The following is a 16443-nucleotide window of genomic DNA, read 5'->3' as shown; positions in this document are numbered from 1 at the left end:
GATTATATTTTCTTGCATCTGCTTCACCTCTGATTTTTTTATTTATTATTTATATTATATATCATAAATACATAATTTTATAGACTTTTTAGAAATTTCTTTGTCTATCTAAATACCCTTGTAAAATTATTGATGCTGCCACCATATCAATAACACTTTTTCTATTTTCTCTTCTTACATTTCCTTCTATTAATGTTCTTTCTGCTGCTACTGTAGATAGTCTTTCATCCCAATATTCTACTTTTATACCAGTTGCTTCTTGTAATAATTCACAGAACTTTATCACCTTTTCTCCTTGTGGCCCTAATGTACCATTCATGTTTTTAGGTAATCCTGAAACTATTTTATTAACTTGTCTTTCAGCTATTATAGCTTTTAATTCTTCTATATCTTTTTTCTTTCCAACTCTTTTTACTGTCGTAATTCCTTGGGCTGTAATTCCCATTATATCACTCACTGCAACTCCAATGGTTTTATCTCCTACATCAAGTCCCATTATTCTTCCGTCTAGCATAGTTTTCTCCTTAATTGTCTCTTTATATAAGATTAGTCAGGATTTTTTCCTGACCAATCTTATTTATTATTTGTATTTTAGTTTTTATTATTGTTATTCTCAAATATTATCATATTTATACTTATTATTATAAGTGGTATAAGTATATAAATGGAAGCAGTAGCTGCTGCAACTATTCCTGAGTCATTTACTAAAAGTGTAACTATACATCCAACCATAGATGCTACAAAGCCTTTAAATATTATTGGATATTCTCTAGCTATATCTCTAAAGTGCTTTGATGGTCTAAATATAAATGTTGCTATTATAGCAATTCCTGCAAGTAATATATTTACCCATACACTTGTTTGTGCAAGTTTTAAATTCATTTCTATTTTTCTAGCAAATGTTTGTATTATAACCCCTGGTCCATTTAATAATATTTGCTTAACAAATAATCCTAAATGAGATCCACTTCCTGTTATTATATCTACAGTTGCAAATATTACAACTACACCTACCGCTACTATTCCTAATAATATAACTTTCTTAAAATCAATCTTTACATCAAATATTAGTAATATAAATAGGAAATACGCTACACTCTCAGATATAGCCCCCCCTACATTAGCTCCCATAGGTGGATATGCACTTGTAATTAGTATTATTACTGATAATACTGCTATTAACCACTTTGGAATTTTTTTATAGTTTAGAAGTACTGCAAGACCAAATATAGCAGATGCTATAGTAACTCCTTCATATTCATTTCCTACACCATAGTATCTAGCACCTATCATAGCATCATAACTCATTATATTATTTTGCATTAAATAAGTTCCAAATATTGAATCTATAGTTATAACAGCTATAGTTATAAATGCAAAGAATCCCATTTGCTTTATATCATCTTTAAATAATTTTTTACCAATTAAGTAAAGTACTAATGTTGTTAAAAGAATTCCACCTGTTATTGTTATAGGTTGTTTAAAATTAAATATAGGCGACACCATGAATGATAGTGGCATTATTATACCTAATTTTATAAATTCTTTTAAAACTATAAATACTTTCTCTTTATTAGGTAAATAATTTCTAAGTAATATAGCAATCATAGCTATTATCCAAGATGCAGAAATTACTCCTACAAATCCATTTATGACACTTGCTCTTATATCCGATATTGATACTATTTTTTCATATTTATCTAAGATATGATCTACATTATCATCTTTTTCTATTAAGTTATAGCTTCTACCTACCATAGCATCATTTTTAAGACCAAATTCATTTAATATATCTACACCAACATCTAAATTAGCTACTATACCATCTCCTCTTGTTGTAGCTGAGGATAATATCCCTTTTTTATCTCCTTTAAACTTTATTATTGGAGATAATCTTCTTTTGTTTTTATAATCTAAGTCACTAGGAAAAGCACTACTTATATATACAGTGTCCTTTTCATCTACCATAGCAAATACTTCTTGAAGATATTTATCTATATTTTTTGATATGCTATTTTTCATGCCTTTGTATGTATTTTCATTTAAGCTCAATCTATAGTTGTCTAATCTATATGTATCACCTAAATCTACAAATATAGCATCACTTTCTTCATAGTACTTTTTAGTTTCTTTTTTTAATTTATCATAGTCAGTTTTTATTCCAAATGGCATAGTCGCATCTTTAATATTGATATCATCAACATTACCAGCATCTATTCTTCCATATTGATCCATAGCAACTAAACCTATGTTTCTATTTTTTTTAAGTTCTCCATTTTCTATAATATCACTGTTTCCTAAAACAGCGGTTTTAAGTCCATTGTCAGATAAAGTTTGTCCTAATGAACCTAATATAGAACCATATTGACCGTTTTCTATATTTTCATTTATAGATTTATTGATAGTTAAATCATTTATCTTTTTAGGATTTTTACCCGTTGATGATTTAAATTTTTGTGCAGTTTCTTTGTCTATAGCTTGAAAATTTATATATTCCTCAGTAGACACATTCACTCTTCCACCTGCACCCATACTAGCATAAGATCTTCTATCATCCGTACCTTGATCTCCTCTTATATTCATAAGACCTACATAACCTCTGTTTTGAACTTCTTTTTGCAGCGTTGGTACGTTTAACATATTTATCAAATTAGTTCTATTCATATTAATAAATATAACTTTGCCTTTTTCATCGGCAAAGCTATATTTTGGAATAGAAACTAGGAGTATCATAGTTACTACTAATAATGATACAATCTTCTTTTTCATAAGATTGACCTACTTTCTGTTTAAATAATGTGTGATTACTTCTTCAAGTATCTCATCTCTTTCAAATCTTTTTATTACAGTTCTCGCATCTTTGTAACTAGTTACGTAACTTGAATCACCTGAAAGAATATATCCTATAATTTGATTTATAGGGTTATATCCTTTTTCAAGTAATGCTTCATGTACAAAATCTATAGTTTCTCCAACGCTCATTTTATCAGTTACTACACCTTCAAACTTCATAGTATAATCTAAATCTTTATCCATGTTAAAAACCCCCTTGAGTAAATTATTTTACTTGTGATTTAACAACTTCATTTGCATGATTTAACGCTTCATCAACTTTTGCTATATCTGGTGCTCCAGCTTGAGCCATATTAGGTCTTCCTCCGCCTTTTCCACCTGCTATAGCTGAAACTTCTTTAACGATATTACCACAGTGTATTCCTTTGTCTATAGCATCTTTAGTTGCTGTGACTACAAAGTTTACTTTACCCTCAGCTACATTAGCAAGTGCTACTACACCAGAAGCTAATTTGTCTCTTAGGCTATCTGCTACTTCTTTTAATGTATTCATATCCATATCTTCAAACTTAGAACAAACTAGATTAACTCCATTTATATCTATCTTTGAATCTAATAATGAATCCATTGATTGTAAGCTCATCTTAGTCTTAAGATCATGTAGCTCTTTACCTAAGTTTTTATTCTCCTCTAGTAAAGATGTAACTCTTAAAGATAGGCTATCTTCTTTAGTTTTTAAGTTTGAACAAACATTAGCTATAAGTTCTTCTTTTTCTTTTACGTAGTTATAAACTGCTTTTCCTGTTATAGCTTCTATTCTTCTTACTCCTGCAGCTACTCCACCTTCAGATAATATCTTAAACATTCCTATTTGAGAAGTGTTAGTTAAGTGTGTTCCTCCACAAAGTTCTATTGAGAAGTCTCCCATAGAAACAACTCTTACATCATTACCATACTTTTCTCCAAATAGGGCCATAGCTCCTTTTTCTTTTGCTTCATTTATGCTCATATTTTCACAATTTATTTCTAAAGATTCTAAAATTGCATCATTTACTTTCTCTTCTATAATTTTTAATTCTTCTTTTGTCATAGCTTCAAAATGAGTTACGTCAAATCTTAATCTTTCTGGAGTAACAAGTGAACCTGCTTGGTTAACATGATCTCCTAATACATTTTTTAATACCTCATGAAGTATATGTGTTGCACTATGATTTCTTGCAGATGCCATTCTTATTTCTTTATTTACTATAGTAGTTAATTTTTCATTAGCATTTATAATTCCGCTTTTAACAAAACCAATATGCTTTATAGTATTATTTGCACCTTTTTTCGTATCTATTACTTCTATTACTATATTTTTATTTTTATTTACAAGTAATCCAGCATCTCCTGCTTGGCCTCCACCTTCTGGGTAGAATGTTGTTTTATCTAAAACTATAACAACTTTTTCACCAGCACATGCACTATCTACTATTTCATTATCTTTAACTATAGCTTTAACGACTCCAGCACTTTCTAATTCTTTATATCCATCAAATTCACTAGCAACTGAAGAATCTAATTTTGATAATGGATCTTCTTTCCAGCTTTCTCCATCCATGTTTCCTCTAGCATTTCTAGCTCTTTCTCTTTGCTTATTCATTTCATCATTGAAAGCATCTTCATCTATTAAAAGATTTTCTTCTTCTAATATTTCTTTAGTTAAATCTATTGGGAACCCATAAGTGTCATATAATTTAAATGCATTTTCTCCACTTAAAGTATTTTCTCCATTTTTCTTTAAGTCTGCTATGTAAGAAGCTAATATCTCACTTCCTTGGTCTATAGTTTCATTGAATTTTTCTTCTTCTATTCTTATAACTTTTTTGATGTAGCTCTCTTTTTCCACTAATTCTGGATAAGCGTCTCCACTTACTTTTATTATTTCGTCAACTAACTTGAATAAAAAGTTTTCTTTCATCCCTAATAATTTTCCATGACGAGCAGCTCTTCTAAGTAATCTTCTAAGTACGTATCCTCTACCTTCATTTGATGGAAGTACACCATCAGCCACCAAGAAACTTACAGCTCTTGTATGATCAGTTATTATTCTTATTGAAGTATCCGTTTTATTATCTTTTCCATATGTAACCCCTGCCATTTTTTCAACAGTGTTTAATATGTGTTTTATAGTATCTACATCAAATATAGTATCAACGCCTTGCATTATACAAGCTATTCTCTCTAGACCCATTCCTGTATCTATGTTTTTGTTTTCTAATTGTCCATAGTTCCCATTTTCATCTCTATCAAATTGAGTAAATACGTGGTTCCAGAACTCTAAGTATCTGTCACAGTCACATCCTGGTTTACAATCTGGATTATCACATCCGTATTCTGGCCCTCTGTCAAAGTGTATTTCTGAACATGGTCCACAAGGTCCTATACCTATTTCCCAGAAATTATCGTCTTTTCCAAGTCTAACTAATCTTTCTTCAGGGAATCCCATTTCTTTTGCCCATAGGTCATAAGAATCATCATCTTCTTCATATACAGTTACCCATATCTTATCTTCTGGTATGTTTAAGTGTTCTGTAACGAACTCCCATCCCCATCTTATAGATTCTCTCTTGAAGTAATCTCCAAATGAAAAGTTTCCTAACATTTCAAAGAAAGTACCATGTCTAGCAGTCTTTCCTACATTTTCTATATCTCCCGTTCTTATACACTTTTGACAAGTAGTCATTCTCTTACTTGGTGGTACTTCTACCCCTGCAAAATAGTTTTTAAGTGGAGCCATCCCTGAGTTTATAAGTAATAAACTCTTATCATTGTGTGGTACTAAAGAAGCACTTTCTTTCATATAATGTTCTTTAGACTCGAAAAAGTTTAGAAATTTACTTCTTATTTCGTTTAATCCCATTTTTTGCATTTTTGTTTCCTCCTGCATTATGTATTTTATAATAATTATTTTTATTTATATCGTAACTAATTACATTTAAATTAGTTATTAAAATTAAAAAACCCCGCGCCTATAAACAACTTATAGGGGCGAGGATTATATTCGCGGTACCACCCTAATTATCATAATAAATTATGACATCTTCGGAAAACCTTAGTTATAACGGAACTACCGTCAACCTCTACTAGACTTTCAAGATTGATACTCAAAGGCTGCTTCAATCATTTTATTCTAAGGGCTCCCACCATTTCCCTCTCTCTGTAAGACATCAAATAATTTACTATTTCTTATCACAGTATTTTAAATTAATTTAATTTTATATTACATTTTATCTATATGTTATCTTACTAAATTTTACATAATTAATCAATAGTAGCTTATTAAAATTTTCAAATTTTTTATGATATTAATCTATTACGCCTCCACCAACTACAACATCTCCATCATACATTACAACAGATTGGCCTTTAGTTATAGCTCTTTGTGGCTCATCAAATACTATTTTTATAGAGTTTTCTCCATGCTTATACACTGTGGCTGGAGATGGTTTTGCTGAATATCTTATTTTAGCTTGTATTCTTATAGGTTCAACTATTTCATCAAATGGTATGAAGTTAACATCCTTAGCTATAAGTTCTTTGTTAAATATATCTTCGTTATCTCCTAACACTACTGTATTTTTCTTAGGATCTATATCAACAACAAATGTAGGCTTTCCAAATGCTATTCCTAGACCTTTTCTTTGACCTATAGTGTAGTTTATTATTCCAGTATGTTTTCCTAAAACTTTACCACTAGTATCTACGAAATATCCTTCTTCAATTCTCTTTTTAGAATGTTTTTTTACATATCCAGCATAATCATTGTCTTTTACAAAACATATTTCTTGGCTATCTGGTTTATTATGAACTTCCATTCCCATTTCTTTTGCTATTTCTCTTACTCTATCTTTTTCAAACACTCCTATAGGTAGCAATGTATGTTCTAATTGCTCTTGAGTTAAATTATAAAGTGCATAAGTTTGGTCTTTTTTATCCGTAACTGATTTTTTAAGTAAAAATCTTCCACTTTCTTCGTCTTTCTCTATCTTTGCATAATGCCCTGTAGCTACATAATCACATCCTATTTGACGAGCTTTTTTAAAGAAGTCATCAAATTTTATATGCTTATTACAAGCTATACATGGATTAGGAGTTCTTCCATTTAAGTATTCATCTATAAAAGGTTCTATTACCTTTTCTTTAAATACTTCACTAAAGTTTAACACATAAAAAGGTATCCCTATACTATCTGCTACTTTTCTCGCATCCTCAACTGCAGCTAATGAACAACATCCACCTTCATTTTCTATTAACTCGTCATCATCATCTTGCCATAGTTTCATAGTTACCCCTATTACGTCATAACCTTGTTGTTTTAAAAGATATGCCGCAACAGAACTATCTACTCCACCACTCATACCGATCATTACTCTTTTTTTCATGTTGTCACCTCGTTCTATAAATTACATTTATTTTACTATTATATATATATTATGCTTTTTTTAAAAGGCTAAACTTTTATTTTTGAATAATCATAACTTAAATAATCATTAAGTATAATTTTTTATTTTAGCTTTTATATTAAATAATTATCTAAAATTATAATATCCCTTTTAAGTGTATTACCTAAAAGGGATATTATTCTACATCATTAAATATAATCTTAAGCTTCTTCTGCCTCTATATCATGATGATGGTCATGATCATTGTCTATAACTACACCATCTAATTCTGGTATATGGATATTGTTCTTCTGCGCATAATCTATTAATGCTGCTTTTATAGCTTGCTCTGCAAGTACTGAGCAGTGCATTTTTACTGGTGGTAATCCATCTAATGCCTCTGCAACTGCTTTATTTGTCACAGCTAATGCTTCATTTATAGTTTTTCCTTTTATCATTTCAGTAGCCATTGATGAACTTGCTATTGCAGATCCACACCCAAATGTTTTAAACTTTACATCCTTTATTACTTTTGTTTCCTCATCTATATCAAGATATATTTTCATTATATCTCCACATTTAGCATTTCCAACTTCACCTATTCCACTTGCATCATCTATTTGTCCAACATTTCTTGGGTTCATGAAATGTTCCATAACTTTATCACTATATTGCATTTGAACTTCCTCCTAATTATCTTGTTATAATGTCTACTTTTTATTATTTAACTTCTATACTTTTCATTATTTAACTTCTATACTTTTCATTGCCTCATCATAAAGAGGAGACATGCTTCTTAATCTCTCTATAACTGCTGGTAATTTTTCTATTATATAATCTATATCTTCTTCAGTTGTAAAATCTCCTATTGAAAGTCTAAGCGACCCATGAGCTATTTCATGTGGTAAGCCTATAGCCATAAGAACATGTGATGGATCTAATGATCCTGAAGTACAAGCTGACCCACTTGATGCAGCTATACCTAACATGTCTAACATTAAGAGAATTCCTTCCCCTTCTATAAACTCAAATGAGAAGTTCACGTTTCCTGGTAATCTATCTTCCATACTACCATTTACTCTTGTATATGGTATTTTATCTAATATTCCATCTATTAATTTCACTTTTAAAGATGTAAGATTTTCCATATGATTTTGCATATTAGCTTTTGCTATTTCTGCAGCTTTTCCATATCCAACTATTGATGGTATATTTTCAGTACCTGCTCTTCTTCTTCTTTCCTGTGCTCCACCATGAACAAATGTATGAAGCTTAGTTCCTGTTTTGATATATAGTGCACCTATTCCTTTAGGTCCATATATTTTATGAGAAGACATACTTATTAAGTCTACGTTTAAATCTTTAACATCTATTGGAATATTTCCCGCAGCTTGTACTGCATCTGTATGGAATATTATATTGTGTTTTTTAGCTATTTGCCCTATTTCTGCTATAGGTTGTATTGTCCCTATTTCATTATTAGCAAACATTATACTTATTAATACTGTAGTATCCTTTATTGCAGCTTCTAATTCATCTATTCTTACTTTACCTTCTGAATCAACATCTAGGTAAGTTATTTCAAATCCATGATGTTTTTCTAAGTACTCACAAGTATGTAATATACCATGATGTTCTATTTTTGATGTTATTATATGATTCCCTTTATCTTTATGTGTAAAAGCTACACCTTGTAATGCCCAGTTATCACTTTCTGTTCCACCAGCTGTGAAATATATTTCACTTGGTTTTGCATTTATAAGGCTTGCTACTTGCTCTCTAGCTTTATCTAAAGCTTTCTTTGCTTCTCTACCAAATGAATGAAAACTAGATGCGTTTCCAAAATAATCTGTTAAGTATGGCATCATTTCATCTAGTACTTCTTTTTTAACAGGAGTTGTCGCAGAATAGTCCATATATAATCTTCTTTTTTCCATTTTTATTCGTCTCCCTATCTATTTTATAATTAAGTTAGTTATGTCATTATCTAATCTGTTTGTATTGTAGTCATTTATCATATCTTGAAGAGTAATCGAATCTACAACATCTTCTATACCCTTTTTTATTTTTTCCCACACTACTTTTGTTACACACATGTTTGAGTTCTCACATACATCTTCATCTAATACACAATCTGATACAGATACTGGTCCCTCTAGTACTGTTAGGATATCTCCTACAGTTATATCTTTTGCTTCTTTAGCTAGTAGATACCCACCTTGAGCACCTCTTATACTTTTTACTAGTCCAGCTTTTTTCAAAGATGAAAATATTTGTTCTAAGTACTGTTCCGATATGCTTTGCTTTTGAGCGATATTCTTTAAGCACATAGGACCATTATTTTTATTTAATGACAGTTCGAACATAGCTTTAAGTCCATATCTACCTTTAGTTGATAGTTTCATATTTATCACCCTTTACCTTTAAATCTAATTCATACTGTTTTACTAGGAATTATCTTTAATATGATTTTATTATACCCTAGTAATTTTGTCAACATTAAATTCATACTATTTTACTAGGGATTAATATTTGTATCTTTAACCCTTTGAAATTTCTCTTTTCTCACTAATCTAGTAGGTTATATTTTACTTTATTTATACAAAATAAAGTAAAATATAACCCATCAAATAAAAAAACACCTAAAAATTCATTTTAGGTGGCGCCTATATTAAAGAGCTGATGCTCCAAGTATTCCTGCATCATTTTTAAATTTAGCTATTACTATTTCTCCAATATTACCTTCTTTAAACGGAAGATGCTGTTTAACTTTTTCTGTTAACCCTTCTAACATTATATCACTAGCATTTGAAACTCCTCCACCTATAGATATTACTTGTGGATCTATAAAGTTTACAATATTAGCAAGCCCTATTGCTAAATATTTTTTAAATCTATCAACAACCTCGATAGCTACCTCATCATTTTCTTTATATGAATCAAATACCATCTTGGCAGTTATATTATTTATATCATTTTCAGCTTTTTCAATTATTATAGTTTCTCTTCCTTCTTCTACTAACTTTTGAGCATATTTTATTATTGCAGTAGCTGAGCAGAATGTCTCAAAGCATCCATTATTACCACAATTACAATCAAAGTAATTGCTAGATATCATCATATGACCTATCTCTGCACCTATTCCGTTGCCTCCAGTTATAAGTTTTCCATTTATAACTATTCCTCCACCTACACCAGTTCCTAAGGTTATCATCACGCCGTTATCATAACCTTTCATACTACCATATGAATATTCTGCTAGAGCAGCTACATTTGCATCGTTCCCTATTGAAACTTTTTTGCTTTCAAAGTTTTTTTCTAAAATAGGCGCTATTAATGAATTATTTAAACCTAAGTTTACACATGTTACCGCTCCATCATTAGTAACAACACCTGGTATACCTATACCTATACTACTTACATCTTTAATATCTATCTGACTTTGAGCTAAAAGTTCTTTTACTAACTGTGTTATATCTTGTGCTAATATCTCTACTCCACCATCTCTATTTGTTTCTTTGCTTAATTTATGTATAATTTCCCCATTCTTTACTATACCCGATTTTATACTCATTCCACCTACATCTATTCCTACCTTATACATACTCTCCTCCTAAAACTCTCTCTAATATTTTTAACTTATAAAACTCGATTTTAATTTTCAAATGATGTTATCCTATTCATTTTGAAAAGGCTTTTCTATAACACCTAAAATTATACATGATATAAATATCTTTTTCACCAAGTTTTTTAATGATGTGAAATTCAATTACAATATAAAAGCAATATATATTTATTAGCTTTATTACAGCTATAAAACATATATTGCTTCACTAAAAAACTAATAGCTACTTATTTATAATATATAATCCATTTACCCAATTCTTGGAATCCTAGTTTTTTATATATTTTGGCAGCTTCTTCATTATCATAAAATAAACAAGGTATCTTTTTTTCATCTAACAGTTCCTTGCATATTTTGATTATGCACTTAGTTGCATAGCCTTGATTTCTATAATTAGGGTGAGTACCCACTCCAACTATCATTGCATGACTCTTGTTCTCTGAAGTACTCTTGGCCATAGCTACAACTTGCCTATTAATTTCTATACAATATCCCCTACCAGTTTTCAATCCATTTCTTATACTCTCAGTTGTAGTATTTTCAAATTCGTCTATAACCTCGTATAGTTTGGCTACTTTATTTATATTTCTAAATCTTATCTTCTTAATGTTTATATTTTTATCATCACTGATTAATGCTCTTTGGCTGTCTAGCTTACAAAAATTAACCACTCTTTTCTTTTCAAGATTGAGCTTAGTAGCTAATTTATCTACATTCTCTTTTTTCCCGCTTATCTCAATGTAATTTAATTGCTTTATAAACATAGCAAAATCATTTACATTAAATTTACCATTTGAATAAAATATGAGAAATTCAAAATATTTTAATAAAATCCCCTCTATATTTCCTCTTTTATTAATATCTGCCCATATATTTAAAAAGTAATTATCATAGCCATATCGTTCTATATCTCCGATTATAAATAAATTAAACTCAGGCTCTCTCTTTAGATATTCCATAACTTTGCTATGATAACTGTTATTGAGCTTTACAATCACAAAATTCCCCCCTGATACGAAACATTGTTTTTATATTCTATATCTATATTTTATGTTTAAACTATTCTATTTATGGGTTATATTTTAAAATAATATTTAACAATTATCATTTAAGTATTTTAAGTATCCCTTTATATTTTGTTCTGTTTTATTTTCTTGTGGTGCGTAATATACACTATCTTTAATACTATCTGGGAGGTATTGTTGTTTTACGTAATGATTTTTATGATTATGGGGGTATATATACCCTAAACCTCTACCAATATCTTTAGCTCCTGAATAATGAGCATCTTTTATATTATCTGGTATGTCCATTATAAATTCATTACCTAACTCTTCTAATGCACTTGCTATAGCTAAGTATATAGAGTTCGATTTAGGTGATGTTGCTAAAAGTATAGTCGCCTGTGCTAAAGGTATTTTAGCTTCAGGAAAGCCTATTTGCATAGCACTATCTACACAGGCTTTGACAATAACTATAGCGTTTGGATATGCAAGACCTACGTCTTCACTCGCTATAACTAAAAGTCTTCGGCAAATGCTTATTAAATCCTCTCCTTTTATAAGCCTTGCTAAATAATGAACTGCTGCTTGAGGATCACTTCCTCTTATAGATTTTTGAAATGCACTTAAAATATCATAGTGACTATCGCCTTTTCTATCAAAGTTTAGTATTTTTTTAAATGTAGATTTTTTTATAACCTCTGAAGTTATTTCAACTATATTATCTTTATTTGGTTTCGTTGAATAAACTGCAACTTCTAATACATTTAAAGCCTTTCTCATATCTCCATCTGAAACTATGGCTATATCATCTAGAGCTTCTTCTGTATAACTTATTTCCATATAGCTATCTTCTTTCAAAATTTTAACAGCTCTATGAAGTCCTCTTACTATTTCAAATTTTTCTATAGGTTTAAACTCAAATACACTGGATCTACTTAAAAGGGCTTTATATATACAATGATACGGATTATCTGCTGTACTAGCTATTAAAGTTATTTGGCCTTTTTCAATAAATTCTAGTACTGAAGATTGCTGTTTTTTATTGAAATTCTGAATTTCATCAATATACAATAAAACTCCATTCATGTTATTTAAACTTCCTAGTTCCGATATAACTTTTTTTATATCCTCTAGCGATGAATTAGTTGCATTTATTTTATAAAAATTCTTATTACTTTCTTTTGCTACTATCTCTGCTACCGTAGTCTTTCCAACCCCTGGTGGTCCAAAAAATATCATATTTGGTAAAAATGATGACTGCAATATTTTAGTTAGTACTTTTTCTTTACCTATTATATGACTTTGTCCCACTACTTCTTCTATTTTAATTGGTCTTATTTTATCTGCTAATGGCATAATATTACTCCTTTTATTAAAGGTTTATTTATAAAGTTATGTATCTACTTATTAAGTTTCTAAGTTCTTGTCACCGATGAATACTTTTTATATACTTTCAAATTATTAGTTACTTAAATAAATAAAAGGCATCTATATTATATAGATACCTTTTGTATGTTTATGAATTAATTCTTTATTAATGATTACTTTTTAATTTTTTTAATTCATCTGTAAGCTTATCATTAAGTATCTTTATATGTGTACCCTTCATTCCTAAAGATCTTGATTCTATGACTCCAGCACTTTCAAATTTTCTTAATGCATTTACTATAACTGATCTTGTTATTCCAACTCTATCAGCTATCTTACTTGCAACAAGTAATCCTTCTCTTCCATCTAATTCTTCAAATATATGCTCTACAGCTTCAAGTTCAGAATAAGATAATGTTCCTATAGCCATTTGAACTACAGCCTTTTTTCTCATTTCTTCTTCTAATTGCTCACCTATAGATCTTAATATTTCAAGCCCAACTACTGTTGCACTATACTCTGCTATAACTAAATCATCATCTGTAAAAACTTCATTATATCTTGAAAGAACTAAAGTACCAAGTCTTTGACCACTACCTAGTATAGGTACTATTGTAGTATTTTTTTGAGTTCTTTCTTGCTCATCTGGGAATACTTCAAGTATAAATTCGCCAGTTAAGTTTTCTTGGGTTTCTGAAATTTTTAATAGATTTCTAGCATAATCCTCTGGGAACATCTTTTGCTTAGTTCCTTGTTCTTCCACTACTGAACTATCTTTTTCATCATAAAGATATAATCCTAATACCTTCCCCTTAGAACTTAATACATATGCATTTGCATTTAATACTTCTCCTAATGCTCCGGCTAATAAATCGAAAGAGATATTACTTCCGCCACATGTTTGTAACGTTTTATTTATTTTTCTAGTTTTTTGTAGTACTTCACTTGCCATTTATAATTCATCTCCTCATGCAAATTATGCCTTTTATAAGCTTTTATCTTCACATTTCTGTATTTTAATATTTTCTCTATTTAAATATTTCTACTATTTTTTATTAGATTGTGCAATAAAAATATTATCATAAATTCCGACCTTTTTCAATATAATTGTTATTATTTTTCTAATTTTCGCTATTTTCTTTAACTATTTCTTCGTCTGTGTCTTTTTTATGTTCTTTGTTGCAATCTCTATCTGAACAGACAACCTTCGTCTCACTCTTAGTTACTTTTTCAATCATATAAGAACCACATTTATCACAAACTTCTCCTGTTGGCTTATTCCATGCTATAAAATCACATTCTGGATAGCTAGAACATCCATAAAAGGCTTTACCTTTTTTAGATTTTCTAAGTATAATATCTCCTTCATGACATTTTGGACATTTAACTCCAACTTTATTTATAAGTGGTTTAGTTGTTTTACATTCTGGATAATTCTTACAAGCCATAAATTTACCAAACCTTCCATATTTGATAACCATGTTTTCTCCACAAGTTTCACATATTTCATCTGTTTCTTCATCCATATTAATCTTTTCTATACTTTCCTTAGCTATTTCTATAGCTTCTTTTAAAGGCTCATATGATTGTGCTACAACTTGTTTCCACTCTATGTTACCATCTTCTATTTCATCTAACTTGCTTTCCATCTGAGCTGTAAAGTCGACATCTATGAATTTTTGGAAGTTATTTTCTAATATGTCAGTTACTATTATTCCTAACTCAGTTGGACATAAACTAGTTCCTTGCTTTTCAACATATTCTCTATTTAATATAGTACTTATTGTTGGTGCATAAGTACTTGGTCTACCTATACCTTGCTCCTCTAATGTTTTCACTAAGCTTGCTTCTGTAAATCTTGGTGGTGGCTGAGTAAAATGTTGAACTGGTAATATATTTTGTGGTTTTAGAATATCACCTTCATTTATTATCGGTAATATTTTATCTTCTCTGTCTGTAAAGTTATATATTTTAGTGTATCCATCAAACTTCATTTTAGAACCAGTTGCTTTAAATATATAATTGCCTACTCTACATTCTACATTTAAAATATCAAATACTGAGTCTTCCATTTGACTAGCTACGAATCTTCTCCAAATTAAGTTATACAACTTATATTGGTCTTTAGTTAAAGAACTTTTTATACTATCTGGAGTTTTATCTACATACGTTGGTCTTATTGCTTCATGGGCATCCTGAACCTTTTTCGTATCTTTTTTATCTTTTTTGTCAGAATTATCCTTATGATAATTTTCTCCTATTTCTTCTATTATGTAGTCCTTTGATTTTTCCTTAGCTTCATCAGATATCCTTTTCGAGTCAGTTCTTATATAAGATATAAGACCAACAGTTTCTTTATCTATATCTATACCTTCATACAATTCTTGTGCTATACTCATTGTTTTCTTTGTTGTAAATGATAATTTATTTGCAGCCTCTTGCTGTAACATACTTGTGGTAAATGGCTTTGGAGCCGATTTCCTTCTAGACTTAGATTCTATAGATACTACTTCTAAGTTTTTTCCTTCTATATCTTTTAAAATATCATTTACTGTTTCTTCATTTTCTATTTCTAATTTTTGACCATCTTTTCCATAAAACTTAAAACTTATATCTTTATCAGATTCAGTTTTAGCTTCTACATCTATTGTCCAATATTCTTTTGGTATAAATGCCTTAATTTCTTTTTCTCTATCACAAATTAATTTTGTTGTCACTGATTGAACTCTACCAGCACTAAGCCCTTTTCTAACTTTTTGCCACAGTATTGGACTTATCTGATATCCTAGCAATCTATCTAAGACTCTTCTAGCTTGCTGAGCATCTACTACACTTATATCTATACTTCTAGGATATTTTATAGCCTTTTTAATGGCATCCTTAGTTATTTCATTGAACTCTATTCTACATTCTTCAGTTTCATCTAAATCTAATATATGAGCTAAGTGCCATGATATAGCTTCCCCTTCTCTATCAGGGTCAGTTGCTAAGTACACTTTTTTAGATTTTTTTGCTTCTTTTTTTAATTCTTTTATTACATCGCCTTTGCCTCGTATATTTATATACTGCGGCTCAAAATTATTTTCTATATCCACACCTAATCTACTTTTAGGTAAATCTCTAACATGTCCTACAGATGCTTTAACTGTATAATGTCCTTTTCCTAAAAATTTTTCTATGGTTTTAGCTTTCGCAGGCGACTCCACGATGACTAATGTTTTGGCCATAA

Annotated in this window: 13 protein-coding genes and 1 other annotated feature; all 13 genes read right to left on the bottom strand. The window is 29.8% G+C overall.

Features of this window, described 5'->3' with window-relative positions:
* Positions 1 to 88: 88 nt before the first annotated feature.
* The 13 genes from ruvX to topA all read right to left on the bottom strand — a co-directional run bounded on the left by ruvX (position 89) and on the right by topA (position 16441).
* Complete coding sequence (gene ruvX, locus AC11VW_RS13810; RefSeq protein WP_484302007.1) at positions 89 to 514, bottom strand: Holliday junction resolvase RuvX; 426 nt, start codon at positions 512 to 514, stop codon at positions 89 to 91.
* Between the two features lie 77 nt (positions 515 to 591).
* Positions 592 to 2769 (bottom strand): hypothetical protein, encoded by a 2178-nt coding sequence (locus AC11VW_RS13805; RefSeq protein WP_484302006.1) that lies wholly within the window; start codon positions 2767 to 2769, stop codon positions 592 to 594.
* Between the two features lie 9 nt (positions 2770 to 2778).
* Positions 2779 to 3036, bottom strand: a complete 258-nt coding sequence (locus AC11VW_RS13800; protein WP_484302005.1) for an IreB family regulatory phosphoprotein — start codon at positions 3034 to 3036, stop codon at positions 2779 to 2781.
* 22 nt (positions 3037 to 3058) lie between these two features.
* A complete protein-coding gene (gene alaS, locus AC11VW_RS13795) occupies positions 3059 to 5704 on the bottom strand; it encodes an alanine--tRNA ligase (RefSeq protein ID WP_484302004.1) in 2646 nt (881 codons plus the stop codon).
* Between the two features lie 112 nt (positions 5705 to 5816).
* Positions 5817 to 6037 (bottom strand) — a binding site (T-box leader).
* Between the two features lie 103 nt (positions 6038 to 6140).
* A complete protein-coding gene (mnmA, locus tag AC11VW_RS13790; protein ID WP_484302003.1) occupies positions 6141 to 7217 on the bottom strand; it encodes a tRNA 2-thiouridine(34) synthase MnmA in 1077 nt (358 codons plus the stop codon).
* 221 nt (positions 7218 to 7438) lie between these two features.
* Positions 7439 to 7894, bottom strand: a complete 456-nt coding sequence (gene nifU, locus AC11VW_RS13785) for a Fe-S cluster assembly scaffold protein NifU (protein ID WP_484302002.1) — start codon at positions 7892 to 7894, stop codon at positions 7439 to 7441.
* Positions 7895 to 7960: 66 nt separating this feature from the next.
* Entirely contained in the window at positions 7961 to 9154 is a 1194-nt protein-coding gene (gene nifS, locus AC11VW_RS13780) for a cysteine desulfurase NifS (RefSeq protein WP_484302001.1), read from the bottom strand.
* Positions 9155 to 9172: 18 nt separating this feature from the next.
* A complete protein-coding gene (locus tag AC11VW_RS13775) occupies positions 9173 to 9622 on the bottom strand; it encodes an RrF2 family transcriptional regulator (RefSeq protein ID WP_484302000.1) in 450 nt (149 codons plus the stop codon).
* A 266-nt stretch (positions 9623 to 9888) separates the two neighbouring features.
* Positions 9889 to 10821 carry an ROK family protein gene (locus AC11VW_RS13770; RefSeq protein ID WP_484301999.1) on the bottom strand — a complete coding sequence of 311 codons (933 nt, stop codon included), beginning with the start codon at positions 10819 to 10821 and terminating at the stop codon, positions 9889 to 9891.
* 248 nt (positions 10822 to 11069) lie between these two features.
* Positions 11070 to 11840 carry a GNAT family N-acetyltransferase gene (locus tag AC11VW_RS13765; RefSeq protein WP_484301998.1) on the bottom strand — a complete coding sequence of 257 codons (771 nt, stop codon included), beginning with the start codon at positions 11838 to 11840 and terminating at the stop codon, positions 11070 to 11072.
* A 96-nt stretch (positions 11841 to 11936) separates the two neighbouring features.
* Positions 11937 to 13202 (bottom strand): replication-associated recombination protein A, encoded by a 1266-nt coding sequence (locus AC11VW_RS13760; protein ID WP_484301997.1) that lies wholly within the window; start codon positions 13200 to 13202, stop codon positions 11937 to 11939.
* Between the two features lie 178 nt (positions 13203 to 13380).
* Positions 13381 to 14166 (bottom strand): GTP-sensing pleiotropic transcriptional regulator CodY, encoded by a 786-nt coding sequence (codY, locus tag AC11VW_RS13755; protein ID WP_484301996.1) that lies wholly within the window; start codon positions 14164 to 14166, stop codon positions 13381 to 13383.
* 169 nt (positions 14167 to 14335) lie between these two features.
* Positions 14336 to 16441, bottom strand: coding sequence for a type I DNA topoisomerase (topA, locus tag AC11VW_RS13750; RefSeq protein ID WP_484301995.1), 2106 nt, complete (start codon positions 16439 to 16441; stop codon positions 14336 to 14338).
* Between the last annotated feature and the right edge of the window lie 2 nt (positions 16442 to 16443).

Source organism: Romboutsia sp. (assembly GCF_056995035.1).
The sequence above is the reverse complement of the archived record's forward strand: the minus strand, read 5'-3'. Positions and strand labels throughout refer to the sequence as shown.

Excerpts from the sequence above, each read along its gene's own strand:
- ruvX (WP_484302007.1), bottom strand. The coding sequence starts at position 514 with ATGCTAGACGGAAGAATAATGGGACTTGATGTAGGAGATAAAACCATT.
- AC11VW_RS13805 (WP_484302006.1), bottom strand. The coding sequence starts at position 2,769 with ATGAAAAAGAAGATTGTATCATTATTAGTAGTAACTATGATACTCCTA.
- AC11VW_RS13800 (WP_484302005.1), bottom strand. The coding sequence starts at position 3,036 with ATGGATAAAGATTTAGATTATACTATGAAGTTTGAAGGTGTAGTAACT.
- alaS (WP_484302004.1), bottom strand. The coding sequence starts at position 5,704 with ATGCAAAAAATGGGATTAAACGAAATAAGAAGTAAATTTCTAAACTTT.
- mnmA (WP_484302003.1), bottom strand. The coding sequence starts at position 7,217 with ATGAAAAAAAGAGTAATGATCGGTATGAGTGGTGGAGTAGATAGTTCT.
- nifU (WP_484302002.1), bottom strand. The coding sequence starts at position 7,894 with ATGCAATATAGTGATAAAGTTATGGAACATTTCATGAACCCAAGAAAT.
- nifS (WP_484302001.1), bottom strand. The coding sequence starts at position 9,154 with ATGGAAAAAAGAAGATTATATATGGACTATTCTGCGACAACTCCTGTT.
- AC11VW_RS13775 (WP_484302000.1), bottom strand. The coding sequence starts at position 9,622 with ATGAAACTATCAACTAAAGGTAGATATGGACTTAAAGCTATGTTCGAA.
- AC11VW_RS13770 (WP_484301999.1), bottom strand. The coding sequence starts at position 10,821 with ATGTATAAGGTAGGAATAGATGTAGGTGGAATGAGTATAAAATCGGGT.
- AC11VW_RS13760 (WP_484301997.1), bottom strand. The coding sequence starts at position 13,202 with ATGCCATTAGCAGATAAAATAAGACCAATTAAAATAGAAGAAGTAGTG.
- codY (WP_484301996.1), bottom strand. The coding sequence starts at position 14,166 with ATGGCAAGTGAAGTACTACAAAAAACTAGAAAAATAAATAAAACGTTA.
- topA (WP_484301995.1), bottom strand. The coding sequence starts at position 16,441 with ATGGCCAAAACATTAGTCATCGTGGAGTCGCCTGCGAAAGCTAAAACC.